The sequence below is a fragment of the Bacillus velezensis genome, assembly GCF_001461825.1.
Lineage (GTDB): Bacteria > Bacillota > Bacilli > Bacillales > Bacillaceae > Bacillus > Bacillus velezensis.
In genome coordinates, this window is the sequence record NZ_LLZC01000019.1 from 766,033 (window position 1) to 785,186 (window position 19,154).

Annotated in this window: 24 protein-coding genes; 12 read left to right on the plus strand and 12 right to left on the minus strand. The window is 46.7% G+C overall.

The genetic code is table 11. The annotated features are described in order from the left end of the window. Window positions 1-111 precede the first annotated feature (111 nt). From AR442_RS14375 to AR442_RS14385, 3 genes are all read left to right on the plus strand, one after another. On the plus strand, window positions 112-549 hold the full coding sequence (locus AR442_RS14375) for an HIT family protein (protein WP_014417333.1): 438 nt from the start codon (window positions 112-114) through the stop codon (window positions 547-549). Window positions 550-685: 136 nt separating this feature from the next. Beyond that, window positions 686-1,765, plus strand: coding sequence for a 3-phosphoserine/phosphohydroxythreonine transaminase (gene serC / locus AR442_RS14380; protein ID WP_022553600.1), 1,080 nt, complete (start codon window positions 686-688; stop codon window positions 1,763-1,765). Between the two features lie 120 nt (window positions 1,766-1,885). Continuing rightward, window positions 1,886-2,404 carry a tryptophan transporter gene (locus tag AR442_RS14385; RefSeq protein ID WP_014417331.1) on the plus strand — a complete coding sequence of 173 codons (519 nt, stop codon included), beginning with the start codon at window positions 1,886-1,888 and terminating at the stop codon, window positions 2,402-2,404. Window positions 2,405-2,461: 57 nt separating this feature from the next. Here AR442_RS14385 and yhzF read toward each other — a convergent pair whose 3' ends face one another. Next, window positions 2,462-2,653 carry a membrane protein YhzF gene (gene yhzF / locus AR442_RS14390; protein WP_007409223.1) on the minus strand — a complete coding sequence of 64 codons (192 nt, stop codon included), beginning with the start codon at window positions 2,651-2,653 and terminating at the stop codon, window positions 2,462-2,464. 117 nt (window positions 2,654-2,770) lie between these two features. On the opposite strand from yhzF, the gene AR442_RS14395 reads away from it, so the two are divergent. Both AR442_RS14395 and AR442_RS14400 read left to right on the plus strand, forming a co-directional pair. Continuing rightward, entirely contained in the window at window positions 2,771-3,127 is a 357-nt protein-coding gene (locus AR442_RS14395; RefSeq protein ID WP_014417330.1) for a YtxH domain-containing protein, read from the plus strand. 179 nt (window positions 3,128-3,306) lie between these two features. Beyond that, the gene (locus tag AR442_RS14400; RefSeq protein ID WP_014417329.1) at window positions 3,307-3,918 is read left to right on the plus strand and encodes an HTH-type transcriptional regulator Hpr; all 612 of its coding nucleotides are present in this window, start codon (window positions 3,307-3,309) and stop codon (window positions 3,916-3,918) included. On the opposite strand, the gene AR442_RS14405 is transcribed toward AR442_RS14400, so the two are convergent. Then, the gene (locus AR442_RS14405; RefSeq protein ID WP_003155243.1) at window positions 3,915-4,256 is read right to left on the minus strand and encodes a YhaI family protein; all 342 of its coding nucleotides are present in this window, start codon (window positions 4,254-4,256) and stop codon (window positions 3,915-3,917) included. The genes AR442_RS14400 and AR442_RS14405 overlap by 4 nt on opposite strands. A 210-nt stretch (window positions 4,257-4,466) precedes the next feature. On the opposite strand from AR442_RS14405, the gene AR442_RS14410 reads away from it, so the two are divergent. After that, window positions 4,467-4,997 carry a DUF3267 domain-containing protein gene (locus AR442_RS14410; protein ID WP_007409225.1) on the plus strand — a complete coding sequence of 177 codons (531 nt, stop codon included), beginning with the start codon at window positions 4,467-4,469 and terminating at the stop codon, window positions 4,995-4,997. Window positions 4,998-5,057: 60 nt separating this feature from the next. Continuing rightward, on the plus strand, window positions 5,058-5,276 hold the full coding sequence (locus tag AR442_RS14415) for a hypothetical protein (RefSeq protein ID WP_003155245.1): 219 nt from the start codon (window positions 5,058-5,060) through the stop codon (window positions 5,274-5,276). A gap of 56 nt (window positions 5,277-5,332) precedes the next feature. Here AR442_RS14415 and yhzE2 read toward each other — a convergent pair whose 3' ends face one another. Further along, window positions 5,333-5,419: a sporulation protein YhzE2 gene (gene yhzE2 / locus AR442_RS14420; protein ID WP_003155248.1), complete on the minus strand. Its 87-nt coding sequence runs from the start codon at window positions 5,417-5,419 to the stop codon at window positions 5,333-5,335. Between the two features lie 124 nt (window positions 5,420-5,543). After that, window positions 5,544-5,630, minus strand: a complete 87-nt coding sequence (yhzE1, locus tag AR442_RS20090) for a sporulation protein YhzE1 (RefSeq protein WP_017417375.1) — start codon at window positions 5,628-5,630, stop codon at window positions 5,544-5,546. 158 nt (window positions 5,631-5,788) lie between these two features. Between yhzE1 and AR442_RS14425 the strand changes: the two genes are divergently transcribed. Further along, on the plus strand, window positions 5,789-6,640 hold the full coding sequence (locus tag AR442_RS14425) for a peptidylprolyl isomerase (RefSeq protein WP_014417328.1): 852 nt from the start codon (window positions 5,789-5,791) through the stop codon (window positions 6,638-6,640). Window positions 6,641-6,678: 38 nt separating this feature from the next. On the opposite strand, the gene AR442_RS14430 is transcribed toward AR442_RS14425, so the two are convergent. The 6 genes from AR442_RS14430 to AR442_RS14455 all read right to left on the minus strand — a co-directional run bounded on the left by AR442_RS14430 (window position 6,679) and on the right by AR442_RS14455 (window position 14,400). Then, complete coding sequence (locus tag AR442_RS14430) at window positions 6,679-6,906, minus strand: sporulation YhaL family protein (RefSeq protein ID WP_012117207.1); 228 nt, start codon at window positions 6,904-6,906, stop codon at window positions 6,679-6,681. A gap of 114 nt (window positions 6,907-7,020) precedes the next feature. Further along, window positions 7,021-7,965, minus strand: coding sequence for a 3'-5' exoribonuclease YhaM (gene yhaM, locus AR442_RS14435; RefSeq protein WP_014417327.1), 945 nt, complete (start codon window positions 7,963-7,965; stop codon window positions 7,021-7,023). A 73-nt stretch (window positions 7,966-8,038) separates the two neighbouring features. After that, window positions 8,039-10,921 (minus strand): ATP-binding protein, encoded by a 2,883-nt coding sequence (locus tag AR442_RS14440; RefSeq protein ID WP_014417326.1) that lies wholly within the window; start codon window positions 10,919-10,921, stop codon window positions 8,039-8,041. Continuing rightward, window positions 10,918-12,141, minus strand: a complete 1,224-nt coding sequence (locus tag AR442_RS14445; RefSeq protein ID WP_014417325.1) for a metallophosphoesterase family protein — start codon at window positions 12,139-12,141, stop codon at window positions 10,918-10,920. The genes AR442_RS14440 and AR442_RS14445 overlap by 4 nt, the downstream gene beginning before the upstream one ends. Before the next feature lie 110 nt (window positions 12,142-12,251). After that, a complete protein-coding gene (locus tag AR442_RS14450; RefSeq protein ID WP_014417324.1) occupies window positions 12,252-13,511 on the minus strand; it encodes an ABC transporter permease in 1,260 nt (419 codons plus the stop codon). Further along, on the minus strand, window positions 13,504-14,400 hold the full coding sequence (locus AR442_RS14455; protein WP_007409231.1) for an ABC transporter ATP-binding protein: 897 nt from the start codon (window positions 14,398-14,400) through the stop codon (window positions 13,504-13,506). Before AR442_RS14455 ends, AR442_RS14450 begins: the two co-directional genes overlap by 8 nt. Window positions 14,401-14,505: 105 nt before the next feature. On the opposite strand from AR442_RS14455, the gene AR442_RS14460 reads away from it, so the two are divergent. Further along, a complete protein-coding gene (locus AR442_RS14460; RefSeq protein WP_015239502.1) occupies window positions 14,506-14,691 on the plus strand; it encodes a YhzD family protein in 186 nt (61 codons plus the stop codon). A gap of 24 nt (window positions 14,692-14,715) precedes the next feature. Here the strand turns inward: AR442_RS14460 and AR442_RS14465 are convergent, their stop codons facing one another. After that, entirely contained in the window at window positions 14,716-15,483 is a 768-nt protein-coding gene (locus AR442_RS14465; protein WP_007409232.1) for an enoyl-CoA hydratase, read from the minus strand. 184 nt (window positions 15,484-15,667) lie between these two features. On the opposite strand from AR442_RS14465, the gene AR442_RS14470 reads away from it, so the two are divergent. Genes AR442_RS14470 through AR442_RS14480 form a run of 3 tightly spaced genes read left to right on the plus strand, consistent with a single transcriptional unit; the run spans window position 15,668 to window position 17,768 of the window. After that, window positions 15,668-16,021 carry a hypothetical protein gene (locus tag AR442_RS14470; protein ID WP_014417322.1) on the plus strand — a complete coding sequence of 118 codons (354 nt, stop codon included), beginning with the start codon at window positions 15,668-15,670 and terminating at the stop codon, window positions 16,019-16,021. A 27-nt stretch (window positions 16,022-16,048) separates the two neighbouring features. Next, a complete protein-coding gene (locus tag AR442_RS14475) occupies window positions 16,049-16,546 on the plus strand; it encodes a cation:proton antiporter regulatory subunit (protein ID WP_012117200.1) in 498 nt (165 codons plus the stop codon). 7 nt (window positions 16,547-16,553) lie between these two features. Then, entirely contained in the window at window positions 16,554-17,768 is a 1,215-nt protein-coding gene (locus AR442_RS14480) for a cation:proton antiporter (protein ID WP_003155266.1), read from the plus strand. Window positions 17,769-17,793: 25 nt separating this feature from the next. On the opposite strand, the gene AR442_RS14485 is transcribed toward AR442_RS14480, so the two are convergent. Continuing rightward, window positions 17,794-19,083, minus strand: a complete 1,290-nt coding sequence (locus AR442_RS14485; RefSeq protein ID WP_014417321.1) for a lysine N(6)-hydroxylase/L-ornithine N(5)-oxygenase family protein — start codon at window positions 19,081-19,083, stop codon at window positions 17,794-17,796. Window positions 19,084-19,154 lie beyond the last annotated feature (71 nt).

Here is a 19,154-nt window from a genome sequence, read left to right on the forward strand (position 1 = left end):
TACTTCTGCATCAGGATGAACGCGCAGCCGTTCATCCTGTTTTTTGTTTTGGCCGTTTTTGTGGTACGATGAGAATATACATATATTTCTTTTCAGGGAGGAAACCCATCTATGCACAAAGCGGACGATTGTATTTTCTGCAAAATCATTGCCGGTGACATTCCGTCTTCAAAAGTATACGAAAATGAACACGTCGCGGCGTTTCTTGATATCAGCCAGGTCACAAAAGGCCATACGCTCGTGATTCCGAAAACACATATCGAAAACGTGTACGAGTTTACGCCTGAGCTTTCTAAAGAATATTTTGAAGCGGTGCCGAAAATCGCACGCGCCATCCGCGATGAATTCGAGCCGATCGGGCTGAATATTCTCAATAACAACGGTGAAAAAGCGGGCCAATCGGTGTTCCATTTTCACATGCATATCATTCCGCGTTACGGAAAAGGCGACGGTTTCGGGGCTGTCTGGAAGACCCACGCCGAAGACTATACGCCTGACGATCTTCAGGAGATCGCTTCAACCGTCAGAAAACGGCTTGCCTCATCTTAAAGATGAGGTTTTTTTGCGTCCGGAAACACAAAAAACATAAAATTATATTTTTTCATATCAAAAAAATCAAAAAATTGTGATAGGATAATTGTATTATTTCTTACACTAAAGCGGAAAACAGGGAGAGATCGTAAACATGGAACGTACAACGAATTTCAATGCAGGACCCGCAGCGCTTCCACTGGATGTGCTGCAAAAAGCACAAAAAGAATTTGTCAACTTCAATGATACCGGCATGTCCGTCATGGAGCTGTCCCACCGGAGCACGGAATATGATGCGGTGCACCAAAAAGCCAAAAGCCTTCTGAAAGAACTGATGGATATTCCCGACGATTATGATATTTTATTTCTTCAAGGCGGCGCAAGCCTTCAATTCTCCATGCTGCCGATGAACTTTTTAACACCGGAAAAAACGGCGCACTTCATCGTAACAGGCGCATGGTCTGAAAAAGCACTCGCCGAGGCGAAACTGTTCGGAAACACATCCGTCACGGCAACAAGCGCAGATTCAAACCACAACCACATACCGGAAGCGGACCTCTCAGGAATCAAAGACGGCGCCTACCTGCATATTACGTCAAACAACACGATTTTCGGAACGCAGTGGAAAGAGTTCCCGAATTCACCGATCCCGCTCGTAGCCGACATGTCAAGCGACATCCTGAGCAGAAAAATTGATGTCAAAACGTTTGATGTTATCTATGGCGGAGCCCAGAAAAACCTCGGGCCATCCGGCGTCACGGTCGTCATCATGAAAAAATCATGGCTTGAAAACGAAAACGCCAACGTCCCTAAAATGTTGAAATACTCCACTCACACAAAAGCCGACTCACTGTATAATACGCCGCCTACATTTGCGATTTATATGCTGAGCCTCGTCCTTGAATGGCTGGCTGAAAACGGCGGTGTCGAAGCGGCTGAACGGCGCAATCAGGAAAAGGCCGATGTCCTGTACGGCACAATCGACGCAAGCGGCGGGTTTTACGCGGGGCATGCCGCAAAAGACAGCCGTTCTCACATGAACGTCACGTTCACCCTCCGCGACAGCAGTCTAACGAAAAAATTCGTTGAAGAAGCGAAAGCGGCTAAAATGATCGGACTCGGAGGCCACCGCTCAGTCGGAGGCTGCAGGGCGTCTATCTACAACGCCGTCAGCCTGGCTGATTGTGAAAAACTGGCTCAGTTTATGAGAAAGTTCCAGCAGGAAAACGAATAAATTTCTTCTAACATAACGGTTCCTTTGATATACTGTTTGCATATCAATTTTTCCGGCCATCGCAATAAATGACGAGCATATTATTGGATGGCGAAAAAGCTTAGCAGAGGAGAGCTTAGTATGAAAACAAAAGAATTAGTCATTATGGCCCTGTTTGCGGCAATCGGAGCGGTGCTTCATTCCATTATGCCGCCGGTATTATTCGGAATGAAACCCGATATGATGCTTGTGATGATGTTTATGGGTATTCTGTTATTCCCCCGTGTGCAGAACGTGCTGATGATCGGGATTGTAACGGGAATCATTTCCGCACTCACGACATCTTTTCCGGGCGGACAGCTTCCGAATATCATTGAAAAACCGGTAACGGCGTTTCTGTTTCTCGCGCTGGCGCTTTTGGTGAAAAAGAGCGTGAAAACTGCGGCCGCCGCCGTCATTACGATAGCCGGCACCTTCATCTCCGGTTTGCTCTTTTTGGCGCTGGCCCTTCTGATTGTCGGCCTGCCGGGCGGATTCACCGCCTTGGTGCTCGCGGTCGTCCTTCCGGCGGCTGCGCTGAACGCGATCGCCATGATCATTATGCATCCGATTGTGCAGACGATCTTAAAACGGTCCAATATGATTGAAACGGTGAAATAACCGCATACCGAAACCTCTTCCGGCCGGAAGAGGTTTTTTAATGTGTTTCAGCATGTTTTATACAAGAAGTTTTGTGAAAAAGATAAGGAACAATGCGAGGGCGGTTCCTGCTGAGCAGACGATGGCCTTTTGGCGGACGACCCGCTTCGGCGGATATGAAGCGGCCTGGCCGAGCAGTTTCAGGTAATAAACGGCGCCCGCCGCAAAGACAAGAGCCATACAAGATAAAACAATCATAAAGACAGACAACCTTCTCCCTCCTTTTCCCTTAAAAAATATGCTAAAATAAAGCAAGCTATGTATAGAAGTTTATTCTTCTGAACAAAAATGATAAAAGTTATGAGAAAAAAAACGGGGTGATTTCAAATGGCTGACGGACGTTCCCTTTTAACAGGCCTTTTCGTAGGCGGATTGATCGGAGGCGCAGCGGTGTTACTCTCGGCTCCTTCATCCGGAAAAGAGCTGCGGGGCAAAATCAAAGAGAATTGCAATTCAATTGAGGACACAATCAAACGGTTAAAAAAAGACGGAATGGCGCTTAAGGACCAGCTTGTCCAAACGGCGAAAGAAAGCGCAGAAGTCATTAAAGACGTAGGCGGAGAGCTTCAGACCAGCATTAAAAGGTGGCAGGAGGAAATCAAGCCGCACCAGCAGGATCTCCAAAAGGAAATCGCTGATATTGAAGAGAAAATCAGACAGCTGGAGAAAACCTTACAAAACTAATATCCTATACAACCAAAAAAAGTGCGGACCTATTGCGTTCCGCACTTTTTTTTGCGGTTTAAAGCCTTTCCCAGCAAAGGATTAAGAATTTATTATAAAATTCTTAAATTTTCATCTTTATTAATCTTTATTTTATTGGCATAATAGAGGAAAAGAAAATGTGAAGCAGGTGATCTGTATTGAATCGTGTTGAACCGCCTTACGATCTAAAAGAAGCTTTAATCTATACCCAAAAAATGGCGCAGCTGTCCAAAGCGCTCTGGAAATCTATCGAGAAAGACTGGCAGAATTGGCTGAAGCCGTACGACCTTAATATTAATGAGCATCATATATTATGGATTGCCTATCAGCTTAAAGGAGCTTCTATTTCAGAAATCGCCAAATTCGGCGTTATGCACGTATCAACTGCATTTAACTTTTCAAAAAAGCTTGAAGAACGGGGATATCTGAAATTTTCCAAGCGGCTGAATGATAAACGGAACACGTACATTCAGTTAACTGAAGAAGGGGAAAATGTATTCGAAAGCCTGCTTGAGGAGTTTGATCCGTCGAGGAACGCGGTGTTTAAAGGCTCACAGCCGATCTACCACTTATTCGGGAAGTTTCCTGAGGTTGAAGAATTAACCTGTGTCATCCGCCACATTTACGGCGAAGATTTTATGGAGATATTCGAGAAATCATTGACAAACATAAACAATGATTTTGAAAGTGAAGACGGAAGGCTGAAGAAAAAAACGGACGAATCGGCTGTCCATGAAACGGCTGAAGAGCTGGAACCGATCAACAGTTAATCAAAGTGCTTCATAATCTCAATAAACTCTTCCATCAGCGCTGTATAAAGCCCCTGCTCATACAGAGCAAAAATCGTTTCATGAACATCTAATTTTTCGTTCAGCTGTCCCGCAAAAAGCGCAAGGAGCTTGTCAAACGTCACAAAGCCTTGCGCTTTTTGCGACTCCAGCTCGTCCTCCAATTCGCGGCAGATCCGCCCGACCTCTTCTCCTTCTTCTTCGGTCAGCCCTTTTTCAATCATCATCGCATAAAAAGGGTACTTATCCATATCCACCGTTTTCACCAGCAATTGTATGTAATATTCTAAACGCCCGATACGCTGATCCATTGAATCCATCCGTTTCACTTCTTTCTATCTTTAATCTTATTTTAGCTGATAATGAATGGAGAAGAAAGGTTAAACCGTACATTTCCATGTTTCACCGAGCTCTTCTGTTCTTCTCTTTCCAGATTTATTTTTTTCTTTAAAAAAGGATTGATTTTTTCTCCTGAAGAGAGTAAATTATTTTGAGATTGTATTCCATCTTTGTACGGAAGGATGACTCTGATGAATTGCTGGAAAACCATTAATCTGATCAAAGATTATGGTGCGGTTCGTTTATTATTGACTGCTGTAGGTTTTATGATCCTGTTTTTTATATGCAACTTCTTGGCATTCGGGCTGCTGCGTCCGAATATCAGTTTAAGTGACGGGCACGTGTTTGCTTTTTGTGTTCTGCTCGTTGTTACTTTATTTGTACATAAAGTCATACATGTCCTGCCGATGATCTGTAAAAAAAGAAAAAAGGAAATGAAAATGTACTTCTTGCGGATGCCGACATGGAAAGGCATACCGAAAACGACGATGCTGATTTCTACGATCAGCCCGTTTTTATTCATTACGCCGTTATTGTTTTATGCCGGACTGGCATTTCCGAGACACGCTCATTACTTTTATATGATTTCGAGCATTCATGCGGGGTATTGCCTGCCTGATCTTCTGTTTGCGCTCCATCTGGTCAAAGCGCCCAAATCATGTCTGATTGACCAGGAATCCGACGGTTTTGATATTTTAGTGAAAAAAGTGCCGGAGTCTTGATGTCCCGCTGATTTTTCAGGTTACATTCTATCTTTTTTAATAAATATTTGGTAATGTAATATGGGAGCAGTTCAGAGAGAGGGGGAATCTCCCATCATTTTATTCTATTTTATCGTGGCTGCCCTGTTTATTCTTTATTTCATAAACAGGCTCACAAATACATTATGCCTTGTCAGAGAGATTCCTGAAGACCGGCAGGATAAGGTATTCCGTTTTATTAATGTATCTATTTTAATTTTACTGATCTCTTCATTCGTCGAGATCTCCTTTACTGTGTAAACAGGCAAAAAAATATGGCTGACGGAGGTCTGACCCCCGACAGCCATATTTTTTTCTTAATAAAGCCAAGAAGCGCCGATGATGATCAATAAGATGAACAGAACAACCAATAATGCAAAACCGCCTGCAAATACTTCACCCATCTCCAAAAGCACCTCCTACAAAACGTTTTATTTTTCCAATTACATCATATGCAATTTACTTCTGAAACGATTAGGCGCCCGGGTAAGAAAACGGACCGCTTTTAGAAAAAGCGATCCGTTTCGCTTAACAAATGTAAGCTGCACCTACGATGATAAGCAATATGAACAGTACTACGAGCAGCGCGAAACCGTTTGAATATCCTCCGCCCATGGTTCATTACCTCCTTTTCATGATCAATATATTTGTATGTATCAGGAAAAAGTTTGACTAGACGAATGCCCTTTATTTAAAATCTTTTTACAGAAAGCCACAATATGTTATGATACGCATATGCAATTTAATTTGGATGATTAGGAGTGTTTAAAGGAATGAAGAAAATCGCGATAGCAGCTATTACGGCAACGAGCGTCCTGGCTCTCAGCGCTTGCAGCAGCGGCGACAACGACGTAATCGCCAAGACAGATGCCGGAAATGTAACAAAAGGCGAGCTCTACACGAACATGAAAAAAACCGCGGGTGCAAGTGTGCTGACACAGCTCGTACAAGAAAAAGTATTAGCAAAAAAATACAAAGTAACGGATAAAGAAATCGATAACAAGCTGAAAGAGTACAAAACGCAGCTCGGCGATCAGTACAGCGCCCTTAAACAGCAGTACGGCGAAGATTACCTGAAAGATCAGGTGAAGTACGAACTGCTTGCACAAAAAGCGGCGAAAGACAACATCAAAGTGACTGACGCTGATACGAAAGAATATTACGACGGCTTAAAAGGTAAAATCCGCGCGAGCCACATCCTTGTCGCTGACAAAAAGACAGCTGACGAAGTGGAGAAAAAGCTGAAAAAAGGCGAGAAGTTTGAAACGCTTGCGAAAGAATACTCAACTGACACATCAAAAGACAGCGGCGGCGACCTTGGCTGGTTCGATAAAAAGTCAATGGATGCAACATTCAGCAAAGCTGCATTCGGCCTGAAAGTCGGACAAGTCAGCGATCCGGTCAAAACAAAATTCGGTTATCATATCATCAAAAAGACGGAAGAACGCGGCAAATATGATGACATGAAAAAAGAACTGAAAGAAGAAGTTCTTAAACAGAAATTAAACGACAACTCAGCTGTACAGGCAGCGATTCAAAAAGTCATGAAAAAAGCTGACGTAAAAGTGGAAGACAAAGACTTAAAAGACACGTTTAACACTTCAACATCTTCTGAATCTAAATAAAAAAACTGTGCGGGCTCTCGGCGAGCCGCACAGTTTTTTTATGCGATGGAATGATTGGAGTTTTCTTCTGCATCCCCGTTTTCACTTGCGGGCGCAGCCATACGGCGCTCGCGTTCCTGTTCCATCCGTTCAATATACACCCTTCCTTCTTTTTCAATAAACGACTGGTCAAGCTTTTCCTCTTCTTTAGCTGTTGTGAAAAGCTTATATGCGCTGAAAATAATTCCGATAATGCAAAGGTATACCCACCAAGGAAAAAATAGCACGTCGGTTTCCTCCCTTTTTCACCCAGAGTCTTTATTCTAAGCTATGCTTGATAAAGACAAGTTATGAGAGCTGAACGTAAAAAAGACCGATCATAGAGAATCGGCCTTTTTATCTTATTGATGGAAAGTCGGTTTGTAGAAAGAACGGTTTTCAAGCGCAAATACACGCTCTGTGTATTCGCCCGGCTTCACCCGTTCCAGCGCTCTGTCCATCATGATCATTTTTGCATCCAGATTATCAATGTAGTGCAGAATTTCCGCTTCTTTCACCATCGGCGGTTTCGGGCTTCCCCATTCCGCTTTTCCGTGATGGCTTAAAATCAAATGTTTCAGAATCAGCACTTCTTCAGCGTCAATCTGAAGCTCTTCGGCTGCTTTTGAAAGCTCTGTCACCATGATCGAAATGTGCCCGAGCAGATTCCCTTCCACGGTGTACGTTGTGGAGACGGGGCCTGAAAGCTCTTTTACTTTGCCGAGATCATGCAGAATGACTCCGGCATACAGTAAATCCCGGTCAAGAGACGGATACAGATCGGCAATCGCTTTTGCCAGGTTCAGCATGGACACTACATGATACGCGAGCCCGGAGACGAACTCATGGTGGTTTTTAGCCGCAGCCGGGTAATCCATAAACTCAGCCGCATATTTTTTGACCAGATGTCTTGTGATCCGCTGGATGTTTGGATTTTTCATTTCAAAAATGTATTGAGTGACGGTTTCCATCATTTCATTTTTCGGAATCGGCGCCGTTTCCAGAAAATCATCAATGCTGACATTTTCGTTCTCGCCGGCCGGCCGGATGTTTCTCAGCTTAAGCTGGTTTCGTCCGCGATAGTGATGGACATCTCCGATCACCTTCACGATCGTCTGCGCCGCGTACGTTACTTCATCAGTCGGCTTGGCATCCCACAGCTTCGCTTCGATATCTCCCGATTGGTCCTGCAGTATTAACGTCAGGAATGGTTTTCCGTTGCTTGCGATTCCTTTAGTCGAAGATTTAATCAGAAAGTATTGATCGACCTGCTCGCCGACCTCGTGCAGCATAATACCTTTTGCCATTCTATTAAAAGCTCCCTCCATATCTTACATAATACCAGTATAGCACATACCTCTTTTTTGAAAATAAACTCTTTTATGACAGGAGCCGCATGACTTGTCCGCTGTGAAAAGACCGGCTGACATGCTCATGGCAGGTGAAATAAAGTATCTGCCGCCCGCCTTCTGAAAGCTGATTCAGCACATCAAACAGCCGCTGCAGCCGCTGCCTGTCAAAATGGACAAAACTGTCATCAAGTAAAAACGGCAGTGATACCGCAGACTCCCTCTCTGACGCAAGGGCAAAACGAATCGCCGCATAAAGCTGCTCGCATGCCGCCTGTGACAGTTCGCCTGCAGAAAACACCGTTCCGTCTTTCCGCATGACCATAATGGAATCATCAGCTTCGGAAAAATACAATTTGTGATAGCGTCCGTCCGTAAGCGGTCCGTATAATGCACCGGCGGTTTCTAACAGACGGGGAAGCGTCACTTTTTTATGCCGCTCCATTTTTTCCCTGATAATGTGTCTGACCGTCTGTAATGCGGCCCACTCTTTAGCGGTTTTTTTCACGCGCTCCTTCTGCATTTCTGTCTGCTGTTTTAAATCGGATACAAGCCCCGAGGACTCCAGCTGCTCTTGCTTCACCGTTAATAAAGCGGTTTGCTCACGGAGCTGGGCGCTTTTTTCCTCAAGCGTTTTTTTCTCTGTTTCCTTCTGAACGACTGTATGTTCAAGTTCGGACACTGTGCGGCTCATGTACGGCTCCAGCTGTTTTCCGCCTATGCCGGACAAGTGCGTTTTGATTTCGCGCAGCTGCCGCTCTGTTTCCCGGCGGCTTTCATTCAGCCTGGCGAGTTCACAAAAGTGTTCGCGGTTTTTTGCGCCTGCCGCCATGAAAAGCAGTTTGACCTGCTGTTCGTAGTAATGAACTTCTTCGTTTAATTCACGCATTTGCTCTTGTGCATGCAGCAGATCCGTTTCGAGCGCCTGTTTTCGTTTTGCTTCCTCACGGGCCCGTTCCGCCTGCGCCAGCAAAACGTGCAGTCTTTCTTTTACGGACAGCTCCCTTCCGTCTGAAGGACTCAGCTTTTTGACCCGGTCCTCAAATGCTCTTTGCAGCTTTTGCAGCCGGCCCGCTTCAATGGTCAGCTCATGCTTGTTAAGGATTTCTTTTTTGACATCTTTCATCACATGATATGCGTCAAGAAGATGGGAAGGACTTCCTGAAAACCCCAGTTCCTTCATAAAAAGTTCCGCCTGTTTTTCAGACGGCGCCATTTCCGCCTCCCATTCTTCATATTGGCGGATGACTCTTTCATATGCCGCTTCTTTCTGTTCAAGCACGGCTTGATCCGCAATCAGCTGCTGCCGGTGCCGGCCGTCACGCCAAAGCTCTTCCTGCAGAAGATCAGCCGCTTCTTTAGAGATCGCCGGCTTCTTTTTCTTGTGTCCGGGCCCTCCTCTTTCTGACGGCAGCGGCTTTTGCATGCCGGACAGCATATACAGCAGCAGAGCGCCGGTAAAAAGGGCGGCGGGCAGCCATTCTTTTAACATAGCGAAAATCGCAATGAACAGAATGCCCGCACCGAGAAAGAGCTTTTTTTGTTTGGCGCGCTGTTTTTCCAGATGCTGAACATGTGCCTGCCATTCGTTTCCTTCTGTATCAGCCGTTTGCTTATATAATTGTAAAGCGGCTTCTTTTTCTTTCCTGACAGCGGGGTCCAAAATGTTTTCCGCCGTCACGGCATGTTTTCGTTCGGCTTCTTCCAGCTCCAGCCGCGCTTGTTCGAACATCGCATCAAGCTGTGCCTTTCTTTCTCTTGCCTGTCCGGCGCTCTGCACGGCTTCCTGCAGCCGCCATTCATATTCATAATCGGTGTTCAGTGAAAGAATGCCGTCTTCCTCATGTCTTCCGAGCTGCTGCAATCCTGACGAAACGCGGGCAGATGTCTGCCGGATCTGTGATTGGATGGCGGCAAGCTGTTCGCCGCGCGATTCGTACATATGCTGCTCGCCGGAAAGCTCCTGCAGCTGCCGCTCTTTTTGCAGCAAGTCCTCATTTGGAGCGAGCAGCTCAGCCTGCCGCCGGAGTTCATCCGCTTTTGCCCGAAGCCCCTCAAGACGGGCCGCTTTCGGATGGAGATGCGATTCGTATTTTTCAAGCTGATGCATTCCGTCCTTCGGGAATTGCTTCAATGCTTCCGGATAAGAAGAAAGTTCGCTTTCCAAGGCTGTTTTTTTGTCTGCGAGCGGCTTTGCTTCTATCGCTGATTTTACTGTTTTGATTTCTTCAGTTATGTCTTTCAATCGTGCTTCGGCATCCTGCAAACGGCCGCCGGCGCTTTTTTTCTCTTCCAGAAGGCTGTGATAGCCCGCTTCCGCAGCTTCCGCCTGTTTCAGCTGGGCGCTGAGCCGCTTTAATGTATCCAACTCCTGATTTAAGCGGGGGTTCCGCCCGTTCGGCTTATACATCCTGTCAAGTTCTTTTGCCAGCCGCCCGTCAAGCTTTGCCGCCGCTTCCGACCCGAATAAGCTCGAATACAGGAGAAACTCGCCGATTTTGTCCCGGTTAAAAGCTTGAATCTCCTGCAGTCCGAATACATCGAACGAATAGATCGCTTCGTACAGCGCCCGATCTGTATCGGAAAGAAGCTGTTTGAGCCATTCTCCGTCCTTGATTTCGCCTGAAGCCGTATACACTCTGACTTTTTCGGCAGCGCCTTTTGTCCGTTCGATTTTGACAGCACCGTGATCGACATGCTTCAATTCCACAGTGCCGCCGTAAACCCCGCCATTTTTCGGTTCGTATTTTTTTGATTTCGGAAAACCGAACAGCACGCTTTTGATAAAGGACATCAATGTCGTTTTCCCCGCTTCATTTAACCCGTAGATCACTTGCACGGAAGAATCTGACAGCTGAAAACTTCGGTCGGAAAATTTTCCGTATTGGTAAATATGCATCGCCGTTATTTTCATCGCTGAAGCTCCTTCATCTGGCGTCTTAAAACGGCTTGAGCCTGCCGCTTAATATCCAGTATCTCTTCATCTGTAAATGAAGCTATCTGACGCCGGTATACGGGATGACGCTCAAGGGCTTCAAATACACCGCTCATGTCCGCGCATTGTTCTATGTCCTGAAGGAGCCCTTTAAAAAACGGATCGGGCGGCACGGTGTCTGTTTCATCCGTCCGATCCTCAAGCGCAAGCGGCCAGACGAAACATTCCTCTTCGGCCTCTTCCTCCTGTAAAGCGGAAAGAAGCTCCTCCGCGATGCCTGCGGGCGCCTCCGTCCAAAAGCGGGGCGCCGCGCCGCGAAGCACCAGCCTGACACATGCCGGGCGGCCCGCCGCGCGCAAGCCGGAGAATGTATCCGATGCGGCTTTCAGAAGTGAAGTCATATGTTCAGCTCCGGAGATATCAAGATCAATTTCCTCCCATAACACATCATGCGCTTCTTTGAATTCCCAAGACATCTCACCGTTTGCCGCCCGGACGAGATAATATCCCTTAGGCCCGGTTTCTTTTAAATGCCGTGCTTGAATATTCCCGGGGTAAATGGCGGCGGGATGCCGGGCGGACAGAACCTGCCGTTTATGAATGTGTCCGAGCGCCCAGTAATCCATGCCGCTTTTTTCAAGGTCTTCTTTCGTAAACGGGCAGTACGGGTCATGCCCTTCCGCTCCTGATAACATGCCGTGGAGCATGCCAATATGATAAGGCGCGCCGGTCATTTTCCGGTAACGGGCTGCCTGATTGACCATTACGCTTCTTTCTTGATAGCTGCATCCGTATATGCTTGCCGCAAGCTCTCCGTTTTTAAAGAAAGATTTTTCCTCCGGTGTATCCGAGGTGAAGATATGTACATTTTCCGGCCATTCAATCGGCGTCCACTTACCGCCCAAATGATCATGGTTGCCGAATATGACGAACACTTGGATATCCGCTTCCTGTAATCTCGTAAACTGTTTTCTCAAAAACAGCTGGGCTTTTAAACTTCTGTTGGCTTCGTCAAACAGATCCCCCGAAAGCAGCACGAAATCTGCCTGCTCCCGGAGTGCCCCGTCCGTCAGACGGCGGACGCTGTGAAATGTGCTTTCTTTAATACGCGCATATACCGGTTCAGGCAGATTCGAAATGCCGTAAAACGGGCTGTCCAGATGCAGGTCAGCTGCATGAATAAACGTCAGATCAGTCATCTCGCCCTCCCCTTTCTGCAAATTGAATTACCCTTATTTTAGCACCGTTTTTATACGAATGCACGTTCTGCAAAATAAAAAAACAGCCCGGCTGTTCCGGGCTGTTTCTCTTATTTTTTGGAGATGCGCAGCGCTTGTTTAATCGCTTTGAATCCGCTGGCGTTTCCGTAAATCAATACGCCGCCTTTGTAAATTTTCGCGCCGACCGCCGCAAAGATCACGATAGTGACCAGTGTCAGGGCGATTCCGGCCGCAGCCTGCCAAAACGGGATATCGAGCATCCCTACGCGTAAAAACATAATCATCGGCGTGAAAAACGGAATGTAAGATGTAACGGTAATAAAACCGGCGTCAGGATTGCCGATGCCGAACATGGCGATCATAAAACCTGCCACGACTAAAAAAACCATCGGCTGAATCGTCTGCTGTACGTCCTCTATCCGGCTGACAACACTGCCGAGAAACGCGGCAAGCGTCGCGTAAAGAAAATAGCCGAGCAAATAGAAAATGACGGCATAGACTATCGTCGAGACTGGAACATCCGTAAAATTGAGAAATGCACTGATCGGCGACGACGCCTCATTATGAGGGTTCAGCTTCAGTGAGAGATAACCCGCTGCAATCAGCACCGCAAACTGTGTGATCCCCACGAGCGCGATACCGAACAGCTTGGCAAACATCTGCTGAATCGGCGGCATGCTTGAAATTAAAATTTCCATGACGCGGGACGATTTTTCCGTCGCCACTTCCATCGCAATCATGCTTGCGTACATGATAACTGAGAAGTAGATGACAAACAGCATGATGTATACAAGCCCCATTACCTGACCGAGCTCTTCCTCAGACTTCGCCCCTTTTTCCAGCGCGTCTTTGCTGACTTCCGGCGGAGTGTAGAGGCTGCTGACTTTTTCTGCCGAAATGCCAAGCTTGGCGGTTTCGACAGCGGTTTTTGTCTGGGTTAAAGCCTGCTTGAGCAGTTTATACGCTGATTCATCGGAAATGGTCAGCGCCTTGTATGCTCCTGTTATCGTTCCTTTTTGATCTTGTCTGATGATAAACAGTCCGTCCCATTCACCGTCTTTGACACGCTTTACGGCATCTTTTTCGGACTCCTTCGTCTCCATTGCCTGGAGATCATTGTCTGTATCCGCCGCTTTAAGCTGTTTTGCAAACGCCGGGTACAGCCCGCCCGTTTCATCAATCACCGCGATTTGCTGCTTGCCGTCATCCGATTGAAACACGGATATAATCGATTGCAGGTTGGTCACCGCTAATACTAATAAAACGGTAATGGCGGTCGAAATAATGAATGACTTTGCCGCGATTTTGTTTTTATATGTATGAAACAGCATAATCCAAAATTTATTCATAAACGGCCCCCACCTTTTCTATAAAAATATCATGCAGTGACGGCTCTTCCAATTCGAACTTCCGTATAAAACCTTTCCCTTGCAGGGCCCGGAAAATATCCTGAGAAACCGGTTCATTCGCGACCTGCAGTCTGATCCCGTCATTTGTTTCCTTCCATTTCACGACGCCTTCATGCGTTTTTAAAAAGCTGAGGTCATCATCTGAATGAACGGTGACATTTTTTTTGCCGAAAGACCGCTTAATGTCTTTCAGATTGCCTTGAACGACGGGTTTTCCCTTCTGGAGAATGCACAAATTCTCGCAAAGCTCTTCCACATGCTCCATTCGGTGGCTTGAAAAAACGATAGAAACGCCGCTGTTTTTCAAAGAAATAACCGCTTCTTTCAGCAGCTCGACATTCACCGGATCAAGACCGCTGAAAGGTTCATCGAGAATCAGCAGTTCAGGCTTATGCAGGACGGCCGAAATGAACTGGATTTTCTGCTGGTTTCCTTTCGACAGCTCTTCGACTTTCTTATTCTTGTAATCTGTAATGCCGAACCGCTCGAGCCATGTCATGAGCTCTTTTTCCGCCTCTTTTTTGCCCATTCCTTTTAATCTCGCCAGATAGACAAGCTGGTCACTCACCTTCACTTTCGGATACAGCCCCCGCTCTTCCGGGAGATAGCCGATTTTTTCACTGATGGAATAATTGACCGGCTGCCCTTTCCAGGTGATATGCCCGTCAGTCAGGCTTAAAAGACCTAAAATCATCCGAAAGGTCGTCGTTTTTCCCGCGCCGTTTGCGCCGAGCAGCCCGAACATTTCCCTTTCAGGTATTTGCAGGTTCAAATTGTCAACAGCGGTAAAGCTGCCGAATGTTTTCGTTACGTTTTCAATTGTAAGCACAAATCCAACTCCTTCCTTGACCCATTATATACTAATAATGGGTAAAAATTAATGGAGGATTTTAAATTCTTTATCAGAATATCATTCTATAAAGGGGGTGACATGATGGGACAATATGTATTGACCGCATTCCATGCGTCGGGAGAAACGCTGCTGAATGAACGGATCGAAGCGGATAATGAGGCGGAGGCGAAGGCCGCCGGAGAGGCTTTATTGAAGGAAAAAAAGCTTGAGAACAGTACTCATCGCTTGGTAAATGAAGCCGGAAAGCTGATTTTATTCCACAGATAACAGAAGCTTTCCGGCTTCTGTATTTTACCGGTTAAATTGCGGCGTCCGTTTTTCTAAAAAGGCGCGGATGCCCTCTTTATGATCATCCGTTTTTCTCATATTTTCCTGGGCCTTTCGTTCAAGAGACAAAACGTCTTTTAACCGGCTGATATGGAGGCTCTGATAAATAGCCTTCGTTTCAATCATCGCTGACAGCGGCGCATGCAGCAATCGGTCGATATACGGTTGTGCCCCCTCCGCAGGGCCGCCGCTGAACAGCCCGTCGGCAAGCTTGAGCCGCACCGCTTTTTCAGCAGGCAATTTTTCACCGCTCCAAATCAGTTTTTTCGCTTCGATCTCACCGACGCGTCTCATTAATAAATAATGGCCTCCTCCATCGGGAACCAATCCGATGCCGATGAAATTCATCGCGAGGCGGGCGTTTTCTTCGGCGAGCACCACATCGGCGCACAGCGCGAAACTCAGCCCGAGCCCCGCCGCGGCTCCGTGGATGGCGGCAATCACAATTTTTTTCATATCATAGAGGGTCAGCGTAATGGATTCGATCATTTTCATGAGCCGTTCATATTCTCCTGAATCATGATCAGACGTCATCATCTGAATATCACCGCCCGCGGAAAATCCCCGGCCTTCCCCCCGTAAAAGCACGATAAGCGCCTCACTGTCGGCTGCCATCACGCATGCATTTTCCAATTCCCGGAGCATTTGTTCATTCAGCGCATTGTAACTGTCAGGCCGGTTCAGCACAATCTCCGCGATCTTTCCCTTTTCTTCATAACGAATATACTGCATGTTTACATCCCCCTTGAATCCGCTTACATATTTTGTTCAAATGATATATTCCTTCCCCCGAAGCGAAACTCCTTTATTTTTCAAGGTCAACAGATACCGAAAAATGCATATCATTTGAAACTGAACATACATTTTTATATAGTGAAATTGATATACAAAACAAAAGGGGGGAAAAACGCCGATAATGAAATATGTGATACTCAGCTTGTTACTGAGCTTTTTTATGGTGCTGTTCCCCCCTTCGGATGTCGCTCTTCCTTCCCAATTGGTGACAGAAACAGACAGCCATGTACAAATTTCGGTTTACCCGCAGGAAACGGATTCGGCAAAGACGCCGGTTCAAACCAAAACCGCTCCGCAAGGCCTGTCAAAAGGATACGGTGCGTTATCCCGGATGATCTCCCTGTTATCTGTCAAACCTCTTGATCAATTCATTGATTCCACCATGGAAAGGACATGCGCCATTCCGATACAATACCAGTCAAATTACCTCCGGCATCAGACCATTTCTCATTGCCAATCTGTATTTACGGTGTAAAAACAGTATATTCCGGAGGGATTTTTTATGAATATTAAAGAAAACGATCTGCCCGGCATCGGGAAAAAATTCGAAATCGAAACGAGAAATCATGAAAAAATGACGATCATCATTCATGATGACGGCAGGCGGGAAATTTACAGATTTGATGACCGCGACCCTGATGAGCTTCTGGCAAGCATTTCACTTGATGATGCGGAAGCAAGACAGATTGCCGCGATTATCGGCGGGATGGTGTATAAACCGCAGGCGCTTGAATCGATTGAAATGGCGTTCAACGATCTGATTATCGAATGGTTTAAAGTTGAAAAAGGGGCAAAAGCGGCAGGGCGGACGCTCGGCGAACTGGATGTGCGCCAGAACTATGACGTGACGGTCATCGCCATCATTAAGCATAACCAGAAAAAGCTTTTAAACCCGGGCGCTGATTCGCTCCTTGAAGCAAACGATACACTCGTCCTCTCAGGTGAAAGAAAGCATCTGAAGAAACTGATCCAAGACTTCCTCTCCAGAGACGGAGTGTGATCTGTTTATGGACCATCTCGTATTTGAAGTCGGTACGGCGTTAGTTCTTGTGGCCATTGCGAGTGTCATCGCCAATAAAATTAAATTCTCGATCATCCCCTTCCTGATCATTTTAGGAATGCTTGTCGGGCCGCACGCGCCCCAAGCGGGCATCATTGACCTGACGTTTATCGAAAGCCGGGAAGTGATTGAATTTTTCGGACGGATGGGCGTCCTGTTCCTCCTCTTTTACCTCGGGCTTGAATTCTCGGTCGGAAAATTAGTCAAATCCGGACGTTCAATTGCCGCCGGCGGAACGATTTATATTCTGATTAATTTCAGTTTAGGGCTGATCTACGGCTTTATCACGGGCTTTTCCTTTTTGGAAGTGCTTGTATTGGCGGGTGTCATCACGATATCATCAAGCGCCATTGTCGCAAAGGTGCTTGTCGACTTAAAGCGCACGGCCAATCCGGAAACGGAGCTGATTCTCGGCATCATTATGTTTGAGGATATCTTTCTGGCGGTTTACTTGTCCGTCGTCTCCGGGCTTGTTCTGGGAGACGCGACGTCTGTCGGAGGCGCGCTGATGTCAATCGTGATCGCTTTCGGATATATGCTGCTGTTTTTCATTGCCGCCCGAAAATTGCCGCCTCTGCTGAACAAGCTGCTTGATATCCGTTCAAACGAGGTATTTGTCATCGTCATTTTCGCCGCGCTCTTTTTCATTGCCGGCTTTTCCGAAACGATTCATGTCGCTGAAGCGATCGGCGCGCTCTTGCTCGGACTCGTATTTTCGGAGACGGCCCATTCTGACAGGATTGAGCATCTTGTCGTGCCGTTCCGTGACTTTTTCGGGGCCATGTTTTTCTTCAGCTTCGGTCTCAGCATTGATCCGTTTTCACTCGGAGATGCGGTATGGCTTGCCCTCGGCGCCGTTCTGCTGACGATTGCCGGAAACTTTATCGCCGGCATGATCGCCGGACGCCGGGCGGGGCTTTCTCATAAAGCATCGTCTAATATCGGGCTGACCATTGTGTCACGCGGCGAATTCTCCATTATCGTCGCAAATCTCGGCATCGCCGGCGGCCTGTCCGCTTCACTTAAACCTTTCGCCGCCTTATATGTTTTAATACTGGCCATCTTCGGCCCTTTGCTCACGAAAGAATCGAAGCGGATATATCTCCTGTTGAACAGCGTGTTCAAATGGAAGACGCCTGAAAAGAAGCCGCAGAAATCATAAAAAAAACTGACCTCTTCATAAGGGGTCAGTTTTTTTGAGCGGGAAGAAATTGCTGAAAAGCCGTTTTTTTATTAATGGAGAAATGCTCTTTCCCCAGAATGGTATTGATGATTTTTTGGTTTCTGTAAACAGACAGCTTCAAATTCGTAGCGCCTGTTCCGTGAGCATGATCAAGATTCGTTAATGTGAAAAAATGATGCCGCCTGTCGTCCTTAAAGATAAGACGGGAATCGGCCGTCACTTTAAACCGTTTCTCATCCTCCCATTCGATATCGGGGGCAATTGCCGTAAACCATTCCGGAATATGAGGTTTAAAGCCGGTCGCCAATATCACTTTTTCTGAATCGGCCGTAAAGGTTTCATCCATCTGCCATTGATGAAAGCTCAGTACGCAGCGCCCATTTTGCTTTTCAATTTTTTCAAGCTCCGCCATCGGCTGAATATACACGTCAGGCGAACCTCCGCTGATCGATCTGTGATACAGGGCATCGTAAATGGCGGCAAGTGTGTCAGAATCAATGCCGTGGCGCAGTCCGTCCAGCTCAGGGAGCGTGTTCAGCCGTTCTTTAAAAGGCAGGCGGTTAAAATATTCCACATAATCAGGTGTAAACATTTCCTGCCCGAGCTTGGCGGTTTCCAATTCTCGAAATCCGGCGGAGCGTGTCACCCATTGCAGCCGGCTGCGGCGGTATTGTTCATCGTGCAATAAGTCAGAAAAGATCTCCGCGGCGCTCTGTCCGGAACCGACCACCGTAATTGATTCGGCGCCGGCGAGCTCGTCTTTCCGAAACAAATATTCCGTGCTGACCATCGTGTCCTGACGCGCTTCGTCAGCAATCTCTGCGGGAATAAGCGGCTCAGACCCCGTCCCCATGACGAAATGCTTCGTTTGATAGACACTGATGCTTCCGTCCTCAATGTTCTTGACGCTGACGTCATAATGTCCGCCGGCATTTTTCACACCGATTACCTCTGAGCCGAAACGGCATGATTTGATTTCTGAAGCCGCCCAGCTCAAATAGTCGTTAAATTCCCGTCTCGGAATATCAAATTCATTAAACGTATAAAACCGGTACAGCCGGTCATGTTCATGGAGAAAGTTTAAAAACGTGTAGCGGCTTTTCGGATCGGCGAGCGTGACCAGGTCCGCCAGAAACGCCACCTGTAAATCCGTCCCTTTAATTAATAGACCGGGATGCCACGCAAATTCTTTCTTTTTATCGAAAAAAAGAGCGTCTGTTCCTGGTATATCCTCTAACAATGCGGCAAGCCCTAAATTAAACGGCCCGATTCCCGCTCCTATGACATCATACATAATTACACCTCTTACGAATAACAGTCTGATGGTCTTTTCCCATTTTTGCAGACGGTTAAACATAAAAAAAC